Genomic DNA, 16,205 nt, shown 5'->3' on the forward strand with positions numbered 1-16,205 from the left:
CTTGCACCGGAGGTTGGACCAGGCACGCGCGGATGGCCTGCTGGAGGAGCTGGGTGTGGAGTGCGTTCCCTCGGCTTCGACGCTCCAGCGCGTGGTACTCCGAGATCTGCGGGCGGGGCGGGTGCTGGAAGTGGCTCGGCCTTCTCGGAACCGGGCTGAGGTCAGCCGGTATGAGCGGGTCTTGGCTGACCTGAAGCTGCAGCGGAACGGCGAGGGACCGCCGGTGCTGGACGCGTTTCGGCAGGCTTCAGGTGTTGCCGAGTCTGATGAGGAGGCCGCACCGCCCCCTCGGAGTGGGGTACGGCTGTTCGTGCCGGGTGCGCGGGTGGTGTCGACTGCCGGGGTGGGTGCGGTGGTGGAGGCGGTGGGGCACACGGTCGCGGCGAGGGGGATCGGGTGTGTCTTTGGAGAACCCGGACTGGGGAAGACGGTGGCGGTGCAGCAGGCACTGCATCTGCTGCCTGAGCGGGTGCCGGTGTGGCGGGTGGTCGTGGGGGTGAAGCCGGGCCTGCCGCAGATGCGCGCTTCGTTGCTGGAGGCTTTGGGGTTGTCGACGGGTTCTCTCTCGCACCGTGCGCAGCCGGCGGACCGTGCCCTGGGGGAGGCGCTGCGCCGGCCTGGGGTGCTGTTCCTCGATGACGCCCAGCGCCTGTCTCCTCCGCTGCTGGACTATCTGCGGCTGTTGTGGGACCAGTCGGGTACTGCTGCCGCGCTACTTCTGTGTGGGGCTGGAGCCGAGCGGGTCATCGCTCGGGCGCCCGCGCTGCGGTCACGGGTACTGACCTGGCACCAGGTCCCCGGGCTGGCCCAGGAGCGGCTTGCAGAGACGCTGACGATGTTCCATGACGTGTGGGAGGGCGCCGGTCCGGCGGATGTGGTGTGGGCGGATGCGACGGTGGCGCGGGGCAACTTCCGTACCTGGGCGAAGATCACCTCCCACGTCTACGCCTTGTCCAAGGGTGGCCGGGACGTAGGGGTGGATCGTGGGTTGATCGAGCAGGCCTGCGCTCGGCTGGGCCCTTACCCGTGACAGGAAGTGGCATGGGAGCGAAGGGGAAGCCAAGGCCAGAGACAAGGAGTCGGTTCCATGATCAGTTCTCCCGGGGCGCAGGGCGAGCCGCTGCTGGACGTGCCCGATCCGGTGCTCCAGGGCCCTGCTTTGGCCGCACTGCGTGGCCCTGCTGTGCAGCGTTTGCTGCGGTTGCGGGCCCAGGGGCGGTTGTCGCGGGGGCATGTGCGTCTTGCGGGGGAGTGTCTGGGGGTGTCGGAGAGGACGGTGTGGCGGTGGCTCGCGCAGGCTGAAGTTGATCCCGACGCAGGGGCCCGTCCGGGAGCGAGGTCGGTGGACCGGTTTGAGGTGACGCCGGAGGTGCGGGTGCTGCTCGCGTACTGGCGGGGCAACGCCTCCGCGGTCCACCGGCAGCTGGTGGCCCGTGCTCGTGCCGCGGCTGGCGGACCGGTCACCGCGGTGCCGGGGGGTGCACCGCCGGAGGCGGTGCCGCTGTTGGATCCGGTGCCGTCGTTGTCGACGTTCCTGCGCGCGGTAAGCCGTGACCTGACCGCGGGGGAGCGCGCAGGTCTGGCCCGGGGGCCGGAGGCGGCCCGGGCCCATGATGTCTTCGGCCGCCGCCCCCGTGGGTGGCGGAACCAGACGTGGGAGGCTGACCACGTCCAGGCCCCGCTCGTGGTCGACGCCGACGGAGAACTGGTGCGCCCGTGGGTGACATGGTTCATCGACGTCGCGACGAAGGCCATCACGGGTACCGCGGTCACGCCCGGCCATCCGTCCAGGGCGTCGATCCTGGCGGCCTTGCGCGCCGCGGTGCTGCGCACCGGCCCGTACGGGCCGGCAGGCGGTATCCCTGAGCACGTGCGGGTCGACCGTGGCCGGGACTTCCTGTCGAAGACGGTCCTGACCGCCTTCACCGACCTGAAGACCAAGTGCGAGGATCTGCCTGCCTACAGTCCTCATCTGAAGGGCACGGTGGAGAACCTCAACCGGTGCGCGGACCGCATGCTCTTTGCGGTCCTGCCCGGCTACACGACCACTCCCAAGCCCCGGCGCAGCAAGAAGAAGCGAGACCCTGACGGGCCACTGGCGCTGACCTTTGCCGAGTTCACCGCCGAAGTCCTGGACTGGACACGGTGGTGGAACACCGAGCACCATCCTGCAGGCCTGGCCGGCCAGACCCCTCTCGAAGCCTGGCAGGCCGACCCCACGCCCCTCTCGGACATCCCTGAGACCGCCTTGTGGGGGTTGATGCTGGAGGACGACGGCCGGGTACGGAAGCTGAGCAGCCACGGCGTGCGCTGGCGCAGTCGCGACTACCTCGGCGCGTGGATGGCCGGCCAAGCAGGCCGCAGCGTGCGGATCCGGCACATGCCCCACCACGACCACGAGATCGAGGTCTGCGACCTGGCCGGCCGCCACCTGGGTCCCGCCCACCTCGCCGACGCCGCGACCCCGGAACAGCTCGACGAGCTGCGCCGTACCCGCATTGTGCGGGCCCGACGACTGCGCGAGGAGACGAAGAAGGCCGAGACCCTGCGCCGGCAGCGCTTCGCCCCGGCTACGACGCCCATGCCCGCGCAGCGCCTGGGCGCCGTCACAGCGGCCGAAGCCGATCAGGAACTCGATGCGGCATCCGACGGCGACATGGCCGCCTTGGCGCTGGCAGACCTCATCCCTCACGCGCCGCCGCCCGACGACTGGAACACCCCAGCCTCCCTGCGCCCTGCCATCCGGGAGGAGAAGCGATGACGAGCCAGCTGCCGCCTCGGGAGACCGATCACTACACCCAGCTCGCGGACGCCGCGGTCGTCACGACCCGGGCGCTCCTGGCGGCCCGGGAGAACATCACCGACACGATCGACGCCAGGGCGATGATGTGTCTCCATGGCCCGGCCGGCGTCGGTAAGACCCTTGCCGCGAATGTCTGCCTGCGTGAGCTTGAGAGGACCCGTAGCGAGGGGGTCTGCCGGATCGCCTTCCGCGCCCGCCCCACCGCCCGAGCGGTACGCCACGAGCTCTTCGCTGCGCTCGGTCTGCCAGGCGAACCTCCGCGTCACCCGTCCGAGTTCGACCGGCTGCTCCTGGACTCGCTGGCAGCTCAGCCACATACGCTGGTCGTGGACGAAGCACAATGGCTGAATCGAGAGACGTTCGAATATTTCCGGTTCGTCTGGGATCACCCGTACTCACAGATCGCGATCATCTTTGCCGGCGGTGAGGGAGCACACACGGTGCTGCGGAAGGAACCGATGCTCTCCTCCCGCATCTTCATCTGGCAGCACGTCACCAAGCTCACGCTGAAGGAAGTTCAGCAGGTCATTCCCCTCTACCACCCCGTCTGGGCGCAGACCGATCCTGCTGACATCGCCTTCGCGGACCGCCACGCGGCCCATGGCAACTTCCGCAACTGGGCCCGCCTAACAGCCCAGCCGACGACGCACTTGAACGAACAGGCCGCGATCATCCTGATCAGGAAGTGCTCTGCTGGGCGTTCAGCAGGCTGGGCAGTCGGCGGGACTGATGACAGGGCCGTGCGCAGTTTCACTGATCCACGACAGCTGTTGCCGGCCGGTAGATCCGGTAGGCGATGATCTTTCCAGAGTTGAGCCGGATCTCAGATTGAAGCATTCTGGGATGGCGGGGCTGCTCCAGTGAGGGCTTCCAAGCTTGGCGATCCTGTTTCCTCCTTAGCAGCCTGGGGAGGATGGGCTGGAGCCGGGCGTGGTTGATGCGTTCCGGGATCGTCTTTCTAGGGGTGGTTATGGCTCAGGGGACTGTGAAGTGGTTCAACGGGGAGAAGGGGTCCGGGGCGGACGTTCAGCCTCTCTGACCACCCTCCCCACACAAGCCGAGGCCAAGTAGGGACTCCACGGCCCAAGCCCCTACCCTTGTTGCCAGCCGGACCGCGGAGCGGTCCTGGCCCTGGAGGCGGAGCCGGAAGGGCCTTGGATGCAGGCCGCGGGGCCGGAACCCGCCGCAACGGCGCCGTAGGGGCCGGCGAGCGGCCGTGCAACGGGGTCGCGCCCGCGCTCCGCGCGGGAGCCCTGGGCCGGCGTCGCCGGCCCAGGGCTCCCGCGCGGAGCGCGGGCGCGACCCCGTTGCACGGCGGCTCGCGGGCCCCTACGGCGCCGTTGCGGCGGGTTCCGGCCCCGCGGCCTGCATCCAAGGCCCTTCCGGCTCCGGGCTCCAGGGGCCAGGACCGGTCCGCGGTCCGGCTGGCACCAAGGGCAGGGGCTTGGGCCGTGGAGTCCCTGCTTGGCCTCGGCTTGTGTGGGGAGGGTGGTCAGAGAGGCTGAACGTCCGCCCCGGACCCCTTCTCCCCGTTGAACCACTTCACAGTCCCCTGAGCCATAACCACCCCTAGAAAGACGATCCCGGAACGCATCAACCACGCCCGGCTCCAGCCCATCCTCCCCAGGCTGCTAAGGAGGAAACAGGATCGCCAAGCTTGGAAGCCCTCACTGGAGCAGCCCCGCCATCCCAGAATGCTTCAATCTGCAGATCCGGCTCAACTCTGGAAAGATCATCGCCTACCGGATCTACCGGCCGGCAACAGCTGTCGTGGATCAGTGAAACTGCGCACGGCCCTGTCATCAGTCCCGCCGACTGCCCAGCCTGCTGAACGCCCAGCAGAGCACTTCCTGATCAGGATGATCGCGGCCTGTTCGTTCAAGTGCGGTCAGTGTATGGGCTGTTAGGCGGGCCCAGTTGCGGAAGTTGCCATGGGCCGCGTGGCGGTCCGCGAAGGCGATGTCAGCAGGATCGGTCTGCGCCCAGACGGGGTGGTAGAGGGGAATGACCTGCTGAACTTCCTTCAGCGTGAGCTTGGTGACGTGCTGCCAGATGAAGATGCGGGAGGAGAGCATCGGTTCCTTCCGCAGCACCGTGTGTGCTCCCTCACCGCCGGCAAAGATGATCGCGATCTGTGAGTACGGGTGATCCCAGACGAACCGGAAATATTCGAACGTCTCTCGATTCAGCCATTGTGCTTCGTCCACGACCAGCGTATGTGGCTGAGCTGCCAGCGAGTCCAGGAGCAGCCGGTCGAACTCGGACGGGTGACGCGGAGGTTCGCCTGGCAGACCGAGCGCAGCGAAGAGCTCGTGGCGTACCGCTCGGGCGGTGGGGCGGGCGCGGAAGGCGATCCGGCAGACCCCCTCGCTACGGGTCCTCTCAAGCTCACGCAGGCAGACATTCGCGGCAAGGGTCTTACCGTCGCCGGTTGGCCATGGCGACGCATCATCGCCCTGGCGATCGATCGTCGTCGGCTGATGTTCTCCGGGCCCGCCAGGAGCGCCCGGGTCGTGACGACCGCGGCGTCCGCGAGCTGGGTGTAGTGATCGGTCTCCCGAGGCGGCAGCTGGCTCGTCATCGCTTCTCCTCCCGGATGGCAGGGCGCAGGGAGGCTGGGGTGTTCCAGATGGTCGGGCGGCGGCGCGGAGGATGAGGTCTGCCAGCGCCAAGGCGGCCATGTCGCCGTCGGATGCCGCATCGAGTGCCCCTGATCGGCTTCGGCCGGGGCCGCGGACGGCGCCCAGGCGCCTGCGCGGGCATGGGCGTCGTAGCCGGGGGCGAAGTGCTGCCGGCGCAGGGTCTCGGCCTTCTTCGTCTCCTCGCGCAGTCGTCGGGCCCGCACAATGCGGGTACGGCGCAGCTCGTCGAGCTGTTCCGGGGTCGCGGCGTCGGCGAGGTGGGCGGGACCCAGGTGGCGGCCGGCCAGGTCGCAGACCTCGATCTCGTGGTCGTGGTGGGGCATGTGCCGGATCCGCACGCTGCGGCCTGCTTGGCCGGCCATCCACGCGCCGAGGTAGTCGCGACTGCGCCAGCGCACGCCGTGGCTGCTCAGCTTCCGTACCCGGCCGTCGTCCTCCAGCATCAACCCCCACAAGGCGGTCTCAGGGATGTCCGAGAGGGGCGTGGGGTCGGCCTGCCAGGCTTCGAGAGGGGTCTGGCCGGCCAGGCCTGCAGGATGGTGCTCGGTGTTCCACCACCGTGTCCAGTCCAGGACTTCGGCGGTGAACTCGGCAAAGGCCAGCGCCAGTGGCCGTCAGGGTCTCGCCTTCTTGCTGCGCCGGGGCTTGGGAGGTGGTCGTGAGCCGGGCAGGACCGCAAGAGCATGCGGTCCGCGCACCGGTTGAGGTTCTCCACCGTGCCCTTCAGATGAGGACTGTAGGCAGGCAGATCCTCGCACTTGGTCTTCAGGTCGGTGAAGGCGGTCAGGACCGTCTTCGACAGGAAGTCCCGGCCACGGTCGACCCGCACGTGCTCAGGGATACCGCCTGCCGGCCCGTACGGGCCGGTGCGCAGCACCGCGGCGCGCAAGGGCCGCCAGGATCGACGCCCTGGACGGATGGCCGGGCGTGACCGCGGTACCCGTGATGGCCTTCGTCGCGACGTCGATGAACCATGTCACCCACGGGCGCACCAGTTCTCCGTCGGCGTCGACCACGAGTGGGCCTGACGTGGTCAGCCTCATCGGCCCGGGTTCCGCCACCCACGGGGGCGGCGGCCGAAGACATCATGGGCCCGGGCCGCCTCCGGCCCCCGGGCCAGACCTGCGCGCTCCCCCGCGGTCAGGTCACGGCTTACCGCGCGCAGGAACGTCGACAACGACGGCACCGGATCCAACAGCGGCACCTCGCCTCCGGCGGTGTACCCCGGCACCGCGGTGACCGGTCCGCCAGCCGCGGCACGAGCACGGCCGCTAGCCGCCAGGTGCGACTCGCGGCCAGGCGTTGCCCCGCCAGTACGCGAGCAGCAACCGCACCGCCGGCGTCGCCGGACCGGTCCGCCGGTCCGCCCCGAGACGGGCCCCCGCGTCGGGGTCAGCTTCAGCCTGCGCGAGCCACCGCCGCACCGTCCTCTCCGACACCCCCAGACACTCCCCCGCAAGACGCACATGCCCCCGCGACAACCGCCCCTGGGCCCGCAACCGCAGCAAACGCTGCACAGCAGGGCCACGCAGTGCGGCCAAAGCAGGGCCCTGGAGCACCGGATCGGGCACGTCCAGCAGCGGCTCGCCCTGCGCCCCGGGAGAACTGATCATGGACCGACTCGCTGTCTCTGGCCCGCGGCTTCCCCTTCGCTCCCATGCCACTTCCTGTCACGGGTAAGGGCCCAGCCGAGCGCAGGCCTGCTCGATCAACCCACGATCCACCCCTACGTCCCGGCCACCCTTGGACAAGGCGTAGACGTGGGAGGTGATCTTCGCCCAGGTACGGAAGTTGCCCCGCGCCACCGTCGCATCCGCCCACACCACATCCGCCGGACCGGCGCCCTCCCACACGTCATGGAACATCGTCAGCGTCTCTGCAAGCCGCTCCTGGGCCAGCCCGGGGACCTGGTGCCAGGTCAGTACCCGTGACCGCAGCGCGGGCGCCCGAGCGATGACCCGCTCGGCTCCAGCCCCACACAGAAGTAGCGCGGCAGCAGTACCCGACTGGTCCCACAACAGCCGCAGCAGATAGTCCAGCAGCGGAGGAGACAGGCGCTGGGCGTCATCGAGGAACAGCACCCCAGGCCGGCGCAGCGCCTCCCCCAGGGCACGGTCCGCCGGCTGCGCACGGTGCGAGAGAGAACCCGTCGACAACCCCAAAGCCTCCAGCAACGAAGCGCGCATCTGCGGCAGGCCCGGCTTCACCCCCACGACCACCCGCCACACCGGCACCCGCTCAGGCAGCAGATGCAGTGCCTGCTGCACCGCCACCGTCTTCCCCAGTCCGGGTTCTCCAAAGACACACCCGATCCCCCTCGCCGCGACCGTGTGCCCCACCGCCTCCACCACCGCACCCACCCCGGCAGTCGACACCACCCGCGCACCCGGCACGAACAGCCGTACCCCACTCCGAGGGGGCGGTGCGGCCTCCTCATCAGACTCGGCAACACCTGAAGCCTGCCGAAACGCGTCCAGCACCGGCGGTCCCTCGCCGTTCCGCTGCAGCTTCAGGTCAGCCAAGACCCGCTCATACCGGCTGACCTCAGCCCGGTTCCGAGAAGGCCGAGCCACTTCCAGCACCCGCCCCGCCCGCAGATCTCGGAGGTACCACGCGCTGGAGCGTCGAAGCCGAGGGAACGCACTCCACGCCCAGCTCCTCCAGCAGGCCATCCGCGCGTGCCTGGATCCAACTCTCCGGTTGCAAGGCCGAGACGTTCCCCGCCCCTCTTCCGCGAGTACGGCCCACAGCGCATCGCTCAGCGCGAACCCGCCCCGGCGCGGCCTAGCCTCAATCCGCCCCGCCCGCCCCTCAGCGAGCCAACGCCACACCGTCCGCTCCGACACCCCAGCAAGCCCCGCCGGCGACCTTCACATGCAGCCGTGACTTCTTCCCCGACTCTTCCACCGCGAGCAGACGCCGAGGCCACCACACCACGCCCCGCACCCACCCCCGCAGCGAGTCAGACGAGTCCTCACCCGGCAAGGCCACCGCGACCCAACCCAGCAGCCATACCCGCCAGCACAGCCCATGCCGGCCGCCCCAGACACAGGAACTTTCAACCCCGTGACCGCCAGACCACCCCGTGATATCGGCAAGTGAGCGGCGACCGTGGTCACCCCATGACAGCCATCACGGACTGCTGTCGAGCCGGTCAAGCCTCCGGTTTCTCATGTCATGCATGGATGACACCCAACCCCCGCCACCACACCCCCAACTCACACCCACGCGAGAACGGGCTGGACCGCCGACTGGCAACGCCAACCTCGACGGCCTCACCCAACTCCTGGCCTCTGGCGCCCGTATCGCCGACATCCTGCCCGGAGTCACCCGGCACGGCGAGGACATCGGACGCTGGCTCCACTCACAACACCGCGACTTCAACCGGCCTAACTCGCCGCACTCGCCGACCTCGGGATCGACTGGGCACGGTAGAGAGGGCAGTGAGCCGCCGGGAAGAGAGGCCAGCCTCGTGAGTCCGGTACGAGGCGACCAGCGCGCTCTACCGGACAATAGCCCGGCTGAGCGCCCCGGTCGCCCGTCACTGTCGACCACGGAACCGTCCTCTCCCCTCTCCCGCGAGGCCTCGCCCCGAGACCAACCACCCAAGAGGCCGTCCGAGATCAGGAAACACCGTCGCCCTCCCAGCCACCACTCTGATCCACACCCGAATCCTCCTGCACCGGAGCCGGCTGCTCCTCCTGCACCGGAGCCGGCTGCTCCGCCGAGGGCGTCTGCTCCTCCTGAACATAAACCGCCGCAGGAACAGGATCCTGCGACACCGGGGACTGCACCGGAGCAGACACCGCCGGATCCGCCTCAGGAACCACCGCAGCCACAACAGGCACAGGAGCAGGATCAGATACGCCCACAGACCCCTCAGGCCACAGGCGCAACAGACTCGGGTGCAGGCTCAGCGTCCGCGGCCACAGCACCAAGCGCGGGATCAGCCACGGCCACCGCAGACGCACCATCCACCGGAACCGGCACACCCTCCGTCGCAGGCGCGGCCACGGCGGGCGCAGTCTCCGACACAGACGCAGACGCAGCCACAGGCGCAGACGCAAGGGCGGACGCAGGGGCGGCCTCCGCAGCCTCCGACGCGGACGCAGGCTGTGCGGGGACACCACCAACCACAGGCACAGCCACAGGCACCGCAACCGCGTCAACCGCGGGAGCAGCCACAGCCTCGGCCGGCACACCACCCCCCACAGCAGACACCGACTCCACCGGCACCGACGCGACAGCCGCCCCAGCCCCCGAAGCGTCCGCGGGCACAGCAGCAAGTGCGGCATCCACTGGAGCCTGCACACCCTCTGACGCCGGCGCAGGCACAGACGCGGCTACCGCGGGCGTACCGTCCCCCGGAGCAGACACACCACTCCCCGGCGCGGCATTCACCGATGCCGGCAAGCCAGCCCTCGTCACAGGCTCCCGACGGAGGGAAAGCACCAGCCACAGGCGCCACGTCAACCGCGGGAGCAGGCGCGGACTTGGCCGGCGCTACCACCCACCACAGGAGAACCCGACTCCCCAGACGCAGGCACGGCAGCAGCGGGGACGGGGGCCTCTCCTGGAGCTGAGACCGCAGCAGGATCCGTCACCCCAACCCGAACCGCAGCCGGATCCGGGGTTTCAGCTGACCGCTCCGGTGACACAACCCCAGCCTGATCAGACGAACCCTTCAACGAGCCGACCGGGGGCTCGGTGGATTCCTCGGGAACGAGTGCGGAATCCGATGCCTGTACCAGATCCGACGTAGATTGGTCTTTTCCGTCGGTGGTCGAGGAAGTCTGCTCGTCGGTCTTCTGGGCAGCGTCCTGCTTATGCTCCTGCTGCTGCTGCGGGTCGCCCTTCTGCCCGGGGAAGCCGAATCTGAACTTGTCCGGCTCCTCCGTGTCGTCGTCAAGCGGCTCGTCGTGCTGCCGGCCTCCCTGATCTTCCTTCTCCAGATCTTTGCGAGCTTGCTGGAAGTCCGACCTCAATTCATCGACGCTTGGCACGGATGGCAGAGCGTTGCGGTATCGGAGCGCGGTGATGGACGAGGAGAGTCGCGTTACTCTCCTGATCCTCCCGGGAGTCGAGCCTTAGCCAACTCCAAAGCCCAGTTTGGCTGCTTCCACTGATCTATGTCGACTTTTCGTTTGTTGAACTCTTCGTTGTACTGCTTGGACTCCTCCACGAGGTAGTCGTGGAGTGCGGCTTGGGACTGCTCACGCGCATTGACTGAAAGGCTCTCGACCTGTTCGGCGGCAGCGTTCTCCGCAGCCGTCTTCATCTGTTGTTTGACTGCGTCCGACTCATCGCCGTTCTCTATCTCGATGATCTTCTCGGCGGCGTTATGCAGGACGACAGCCTTGTGCGCCTTCGATCTCGCTGGTGCTCAACTTCTGCGGCCTTGGCGACCAATTTCTTCATACCCCCGTCGGCGCGGAGCTCCTCCAGCCTGTTCTGCCAGCCTTCGTCACGAGGCGTCCACGAAGGCATCGGCCGAAGGGAACCCCATCGTCCTGGCCTCCGCGGCGACGGTAGCGGGCTCCTTGGACCGCTAGTCCGACCGGCCAGAGCGGTGTCATCTCCAGCGCATCGGCCGTGAAGCACAACGCGGTGTCTACTACATCCACTTGTCCGCCAGCGGCGTTGGCGCCGGCCTGGGTGCCGCACCCGACGAACGGCACGATCGCCGTGAGTGCGGCGGCCTTGTCCAGGCTCGTGGTGTCATCGTGGAAGGCTTCGTACACCCCGTTCGCCCACATTCCCGCCCCGGCGAGGCCCAGCGCTCGACTGGCACCGCGTCCGGTAGAGGTCAGCGTCTCCCGCAAGTTGGATCTCAGTTCCGGGGTCAGCGCATCGTGGTCGCTGAACCGGGCGTGGATGTCGCCGGGCGAGAGCGACGCGCCGTCGGACGTCACCATGTCCAGGTCGTATTTCTCCGCCAAGTCACTGAAGACCGACTTCACCTGCTCGGATTCCGCGTTTTCCGTGGCCCTGGACGATTCCTGGGCCCCGCCGCCCGCCTCTTCTGCGGACCGCGGCCCTTTCTCGTCCTCGCCGGCCTCGTCCGCGCCTTCGACAGGACCACAATCCGGCGACGCCACCGACCGCTTCGGACGGCACGAGGCCGAAGGGTCAACCTGTCCGCCCCCGCCCAGTTCCTCCCCGCGCGACGGGCCTGGGTTCTCCTTCGACTGGCCTCCAGGGTCCGGGACAGGATTACCTTCCCCCTGTCAGATGACGACGTACCGGGCTTACTCGCCTCCGCCTTGCCCCTTCCCTGCCCCGAGTTGCTACCTTCCTTCGGGAAAGCCTGAGCACCCGGGGCGGGCTTCATTTTTTCCGATTGAGCGGAAACTCCCGCAGCAGCCATAGCTGCCGCACACGACCTGCAGAGCGCCTTGGACTCTCCGACCGGTTTACCCTTCCCGCCTTCGCCCTGCCCTCTAGCCTCGACAGCCTCCGTACGTCGCACCGGATCAGGCTCCGCACCCGGTGCACTCTGATCCCTAAAAAGCTGGTTATAGCAGTCAACCTCAGAGCAAAATCCATGCCAGACCTCGGGCCCCACATTTTTCGGCTTCTGTAGCTTCGGCTCCCCGCCTTCGGCCTCGACTCTCGCTATCTCCAAGGCATTCTCTTTCGCTGCCCTTTCGTTTTCTACCCTCTGCTTCTCCTCAAGATCGGCTTTCGATATGTTATACAGCCTCTCTCCTTCGCTGCCCGGCTCGGGTTGGCCGCTCCCCGACTGGCCGAAATAAAGTCGGTCATGTTCAGTCTCAAGGATCGAAACTGCGCCAGGGAGTTCACGCAAAACCATGGGCCTGATTTCATCTTCAGGAACCCCGGCATCACGAAGGAAACTTACATACTCCCCCTGCAGCCACTGGGCATGTTCTTTCGCCAGAAAACGGAGCTGCAGCGCCTCCAACTGCTCCAGATTATATGGATATTTTTGGCCTGAATATGAAATATGCAGCCCGTTTTTCGTGTCCACGGCATAGCCTTGATTCTTCAGCCATTTAACGTAGTCAGCCTGCCCTGCGCCCTCCGTCAAATGCTGCCAGTTCGCCGAATCGCTGAGCCAAGCCTGCGCAGTAAACTTCGGCCCCGTACCAGAAGGCTGAACCACGCTACTCTCTGAGCCAGAGGAGGGGCCCGACAAGGCAAAAGCCTGACCCGCACCAAGGGAACCACCCGCTGCCGCAGTCAGTCCGATCGCAGCAATTTTCACACCAAGACTCCCCTCCCTCGGGACGATGCGTGTCGCGGCGGGCTTCCGATGCCTCCCCTGAGTACGACGCTTCGAATGATTTCCCATGGTCTCTATTTCTCCTCAATCCCATCACGCGGAAGCAGTTCACCGGTAATTACGAACCGGCAAACCAGGATTAATCGACTAGTGCGCAAACATGCCGAAGCCGCCTGGAACGGCGGTGCTTAGAAATCCGCCAGCAGGCGGCGAATAGACAGCGGCCCGGCCCCGGCTCAGCGGAACGGAGACATCGCGTCATTGCGATGCCTCCGGCATCATCCGGGCACAAGAACCTCGCCAGCCTGGCAGAACCAAGGCAGTCCGCGAATCAGACCAGCGGCCCACTGGGCCGCTGCCTCAGGAAGGACCCTCAACCAGGGAACCGCTTCCTCCGGCACGAAATCCTCCCGCCCATCTACTACCACCGGATGAGAACAAAGTTTCGATAGTGACACCCGGCGATGCGGTCCGCAGTGATCTTGTCCCGACTGAACGGACACCCCTACAGGAGTGCTCACCACTCCGAAACCGAAGCCCAGACTGGCTTCAGGCCCACCGAGTGGACCTGAAGGATCGGCGTCCGCCCGCAGACCGGACCGCCCCCGACGGCGTTCGCTCCGTACCGCGGCGGAGTAGCCACGCAGGGCGGCCCGGACGACTCCATCGGCCTGAAGGATCGGCGACCACCTCATCGCCGTACGGCCACACGGCAAGTCGGACCTCAGGCGCGTCCAGTGCTTCCGCCGCGCCTTTCGGAGCGCGCTCCCACCGCGGGAGCACCCCCGTGATGTGGTCGTGACCCCTCAAAAGTGGAACTCTGCGACTCGTCCGGTCTCTGCGCCCGTCTCCAAGCCCGCAACACCGCCACCGAGGAAGGCCGCGTCCTGCGCCTCGCGTCTCAGTTCCGCGCCTATTCTTCCGGCTCGCCGAGCACTGACGACGCATTCGCCCGTGGGAAGAAACGGGGCGCCCCATGGCTCGGGCTCCAGCGCATGGAGCCCCTAAGCCATCGTGGCCGGGGCCGGCGATAACAGGCGAAAGCCGGCTCGCTCGTAGAGCTGCGTCCTGGTCTTCTTGATGCGGTTCACGGCGCCTTCGGTGTAACGGCATCGAAGTCCCGGGCGCCGGAGTCCCAGGAGAGGGGCGGAAGGCCGCGAGGTAGTCGCGGACGGAGGCGTACCCGTCGGGATAGCCGCGTCCGGCGATGTAGAGCCAGGGCGTCGTGCACCCCTCTGACCAGAGCCGTTGCGGGTACGGCCGGCAGGGATCAAGCTGGCTCGGCCATCGATGACCTGATGCGTCTCGCCATTGGTGATCACAGTGGCGTACGTGGCCCCACGCCGGGTGGCGAAATCACCGATGCCGAGGGCCCGTTGCACCTCGGCCTCGGGGGCAGGTCGAGCCGCAACCCGCCGAAGGAACGTCATACGGCCCACCGCGATGCCGGAGGAGTTCGCGAGTCGGGATCCGGCCCGGCTGGCGAGGGCGAGCCCGATCACCTCCAACCAGGTGCCCAGGTGCAGCGTGCAGCGTGCGTACGGAGTGCTCAAGGTCGAGCTCGCGCACAGCCTGCAGAGCCACGGGTGACGATCACCCGGCACTTGGTGTGCCGGGCCCCGCGTTGTTGTCCGGCCACGGCCTAGTACTGCAACGGTGTTTGCTGTGACGGTTGGGCAGGTCGGTCGTTGGTCAGGTCATGGGTGGGGAACTTGGGGATGCCCGGTTGTGGGCTGGTGAACTGAAGGCTTTGCATGAGCGGTTCGTGCACCGTTTCTCGAGGTCGGAGCCGCGTGAGTCGGCTCTTGCCTATATGCGGGGGCTGATAGCTCCGCTGGAGCGGAAGAACGGGTGGACGCTTGCCGAGGAGGCCGGGCATGCCGGTCCGGACCGGATCCACCGGCTGCTGAACCGGATCGACTGGAACGCGGACGAGGTCCTGGACGACGTCCGTGACTACGTCGTCGAGCATCTCGGCGATCCGGATGCGGTGCTGATCGTCGACGACACCGGGTTCCTGAAGAAGGGCGTCCGCTCGGCCGGGGTCCAGCGCCAGTACTCCGGGACCGCCGGCCGGACGGAGAACTCCCAGATCGGGGTGTTCCTCGCCTATGCCGGCAGCCGTGGCCGCACCCTGATCGACCGCCGCCTGTATCTGCCCACGTCATGGACGGATGACCGCGACCGGTGCCGGGCCGCCGGCATCGATGACTCGGTCGGCTTCGAGACGAAGGTGGTGATGGCCAAGGCCATGGTCCGCCGGGCGATCGCCGAGAAGATTCCTTTCCGGTGGGTGACCGCGGACGCGGCCTACGGCTTCTCCAAAGGCTGGCGCACGGAGTTGGAGCGGGCGGATGTCTTCCACGTCATGGCCACCACCCGCCACGACACCGTCGTCTCCCGCTGGGCCATGGACCATCCTGTTCACGACCTGTTTCCCGGTCTGCCCCGTCAGAAGTGGAAGCGTCGTTCCTGCGGCAATGGGGCCCACGGCCCGAGGGTCTACGACTGGGCCAGGGTGGAGGTCCGGCCCTGGCACCGCGAGGACCGCCGGCACTGGGTGATCGCCCGCCGCAGCATTCGTCGGCCCGAGGAGATCTCCTACTACATCGCCTACTGCCCGGCCGAGACCACTCTGGACGAGCTGATCCGCGTCGCGGGAAGCCGGTGGGCGGTCGAGGAATGCTTCCAGACCGCGAAACAGGAGTGCGGCCTGGACGACTACCAGGTCCGCCGCTACGACGGCTGGCACCGCCACATGACCTTGGCCATGGCCGCCCACGTCTGCCTCACCGTCCTGCGCGGCCGAGCACTGGATACCGGGAAAGCAGAAACGGATCCTCCCAGCTCATACCCCTCACCCTGCCCGAACTCCGACGTCTGATCAGTCGGCTTACCCGGCCCCGCGCGAGCATCGACCACGTCCTGCACTGGTCACACTGGCGACGGCGACGGCAGTTCCAGGCACGTGTCAGCCACTACAAACGACGCGGTCACACACCGCCAGAAGCCAACAAACCATCACAGCAAACACCGTTGCAGTACTAGCCGCGGGTGGCGTTGCGGCGGCGGGCGCCGAGCCAGGCGGCAGCTCCGCCGAGGGCGATGAGCGCGCCGGCCAGGCCGGTGTACAGGCCGGCGTTGGAGTCGGAGCCGGTGTGGGCCAGGGAGCCGGTCGCGGACGGGGTGTTGGCGGGGGTCGGGGTGCCGGCGGGGGTCGGGGTCGCCGGGGTGGTCGGCGCGGGCTTCGTCGGGGCCGGGGTGGTGGGCGCGGCCGGGGTGAGCTGGAACTTTCCGTCGGTGTACGCGAAGGGGTAGGTGTTGCCCTCGGCCAGGCCGATCTCAGTCTGCAGGCTGAAGGCGACGGCCTCCTTGACCTGGGTCGCCTTGCCGAGCTGGGCACGCAGGTGCACGACTCACTCGCCGGAGGCCGCGCTGAAGCCCTCGGGGATCTGCGGCAGGTGGAAGGCGGCGTTGTTCTCCGGCTTGGCAAGGTTCTTCCACTTGCCGTCGA

The 16,205-nt window shown here is 67.7% G+C and carries 10 protein-coding genes and 1 pseudogene; 6 read left to right on the forward strand and 5 right to left on the reverse strand.

Going from position 1 to position 16,205, the window contains the following annotated elements; all coding sequences use genetic code 11:
- Window positions 1-181: 181 nt before the first annotated feature.
- The 3 genes from OG389_RS00190 (at window position 182) to OG389_RS00200 (ending at window position 3,603) form a co-directional block, all read left to right on the forward strand.
- Complete coding sequence (locus OG389_RS00190; protein ID WP_328296401.1) at window positions 182-1,030, forward strand: ATP-binding protein; 849 nt, start codon at window positions 182-184, stop codon at window positions 1,028-1,030.
- Window positions 1,031-1,183: 153 nt separating this feature from the next.
- The gene (locus tag OG389_RS00195) at window positions 1,184-2,761 is read left to right on the forward strand and encodes a Mu transposase C-terminal domain-containing protein (protein ID WP_443059401.1); all 1,578 of its coding nucleotides are present in this window, start codon (window positions 1,184-1,186) and stop codon (window positions 2,759-2,761) included.
- Window positions 2,758-3,603, forward strand: a complete 846-nt coding sequence (locus tag OG389_RS00200) for an ATP-binding protein (protein WP_328296403.1) — start codon at window positions 2,758-2,760, stop codon at window positions 3,601-3,603. Before OG389_RS00195 ends, OG389_RS00200 begins: the two co-directional genes overlap by 4 nt.
- A 1,002-nt stretch (window positions 3,604-4,605) precedes the next feature.
- Here the strand turns inward: OG389_RS00200 and OG389_RS00205 are convergent.
- From OG389_RS00205 to OG389_RS00215, 3 genes and pseudogenes are all read right to left on the reverse strand, one after another.
- Window positions 4,606-5,271 carry an AAA family ATPase gene (locus OG389_RS00205; protein ID WP_443059402.1) on the reverse strand — a complete coding sequence of 222 codons (666 nt, stop codon included), beginning with the start codon at window positions 5,269-5,271 and terminating at the stop codon, window positions 4,606-4,608.
- Window positions 5,272-5,373: 102 nt separating this feature from the next.
- Window positions 5,374-6,962, reverse strand: a pseudogene (locus tag OG389_RS36640) (Mu transposase C-terminal domain-containing protein); the annotation flags it as partial.
- Between the two features lie 153 nt (window positions 6,963-7,115).
- Complete coding sequence (locus tag OG389_RS00215; RefSeq protein WP_328296405.1) at window positions 7,116-7,967, reverse strand: ATP-binding protein; 852 nt, start codon at window positions 7,965-7,967, stop codon at window positions 7,116-7,118.
- A gap of 2,304 nt (window positions 7,968-10,271) precedes the next feature.
- Here OG389_RS00215 and OG389_RS00220 point away from each other — a divergent pair.
- Window positions 10,272-10,571: a hypothetical protein gene (locus OG389_RS00220; RefSeq protein WP_328296406.1), complete on the forward strand. Its 300-nt coding sequence runs from the start codon at window positions 10,272-10,274 to the stop codon at window positions 10,569-10,571.
- 288 nt (window positions 10,572-10,859) lie between these two features.
- On the opposite strand, the gene OG389_RS00225 is transcribed toward OG389_RS00220, so the two are convergent.
- Window positions 10,860-11,543 (reverse strand): hypothetical protein, encoded by a 684-nt coding sequence (locus OG389_RS00225; protein ID WP_328296407.1) that lies wholly within the window; start codon window positions 11,541-11,543, stop codon window positions 10,860-10,862.
- Between the two features lie 2,591 nt (window positions 11,544-14,134).
- Between OG389_RS00225 and OG389_RS00230 the strand changes: the two genes are divergently transcribed.
- Together OG389_RS00230 and OG389_RS00235 are read left to right on the forward strand one after the other, a co-directional pair.
- Window positions 14,135-14,281, forward strand: coding sequence for a hypothetical protein (locus OG389_RS00230; protein ID WP_328296408.1), 147 nt, complete (start codon window positions 14,135-14,137; stop codon window positions 14,279-14,281).
- 109 nt (window positions 14,282-14,390) lie between these two features.
- Window positions 14,391-15,575: an IS701 family transposase gene (locus OG389_RS00235; RefSeq protein ID WP_328296399.1), complete on the forward strand. Its 1,185-nt coding sequence runs from the start codon at window positions 14,391-14,393 to the stop codon at window positions 15,573-15,575.
- Between the two features lie 160 nt (window positions 15,576-15,735).
- Here OG389_RS00235 and OG389_RS00240 read toward each other — a convergent pair whose 3' ends face one another.
- Entirely contained in the window at window positions 15,736-16,104 is a 369-nt protein-coding gene (locus OG389_RS00240) for an LPXTG cell wall anchor domain-containing protein (RefSeq protein ID WP_328296398.1), read from the reverse strand.
- Between the last annotated feature and the right edge of the window lie 101 nt (window positions 16,105-16,205).

It is taken from the genome of Streptomyces sp. NBC_00435 (assembly GCF_036014235.1).
GTDB lineage: Bacteria > Actinomycetota > Actinomycetes > Streptomycetales > Streptomycetaceae > Streptomyces.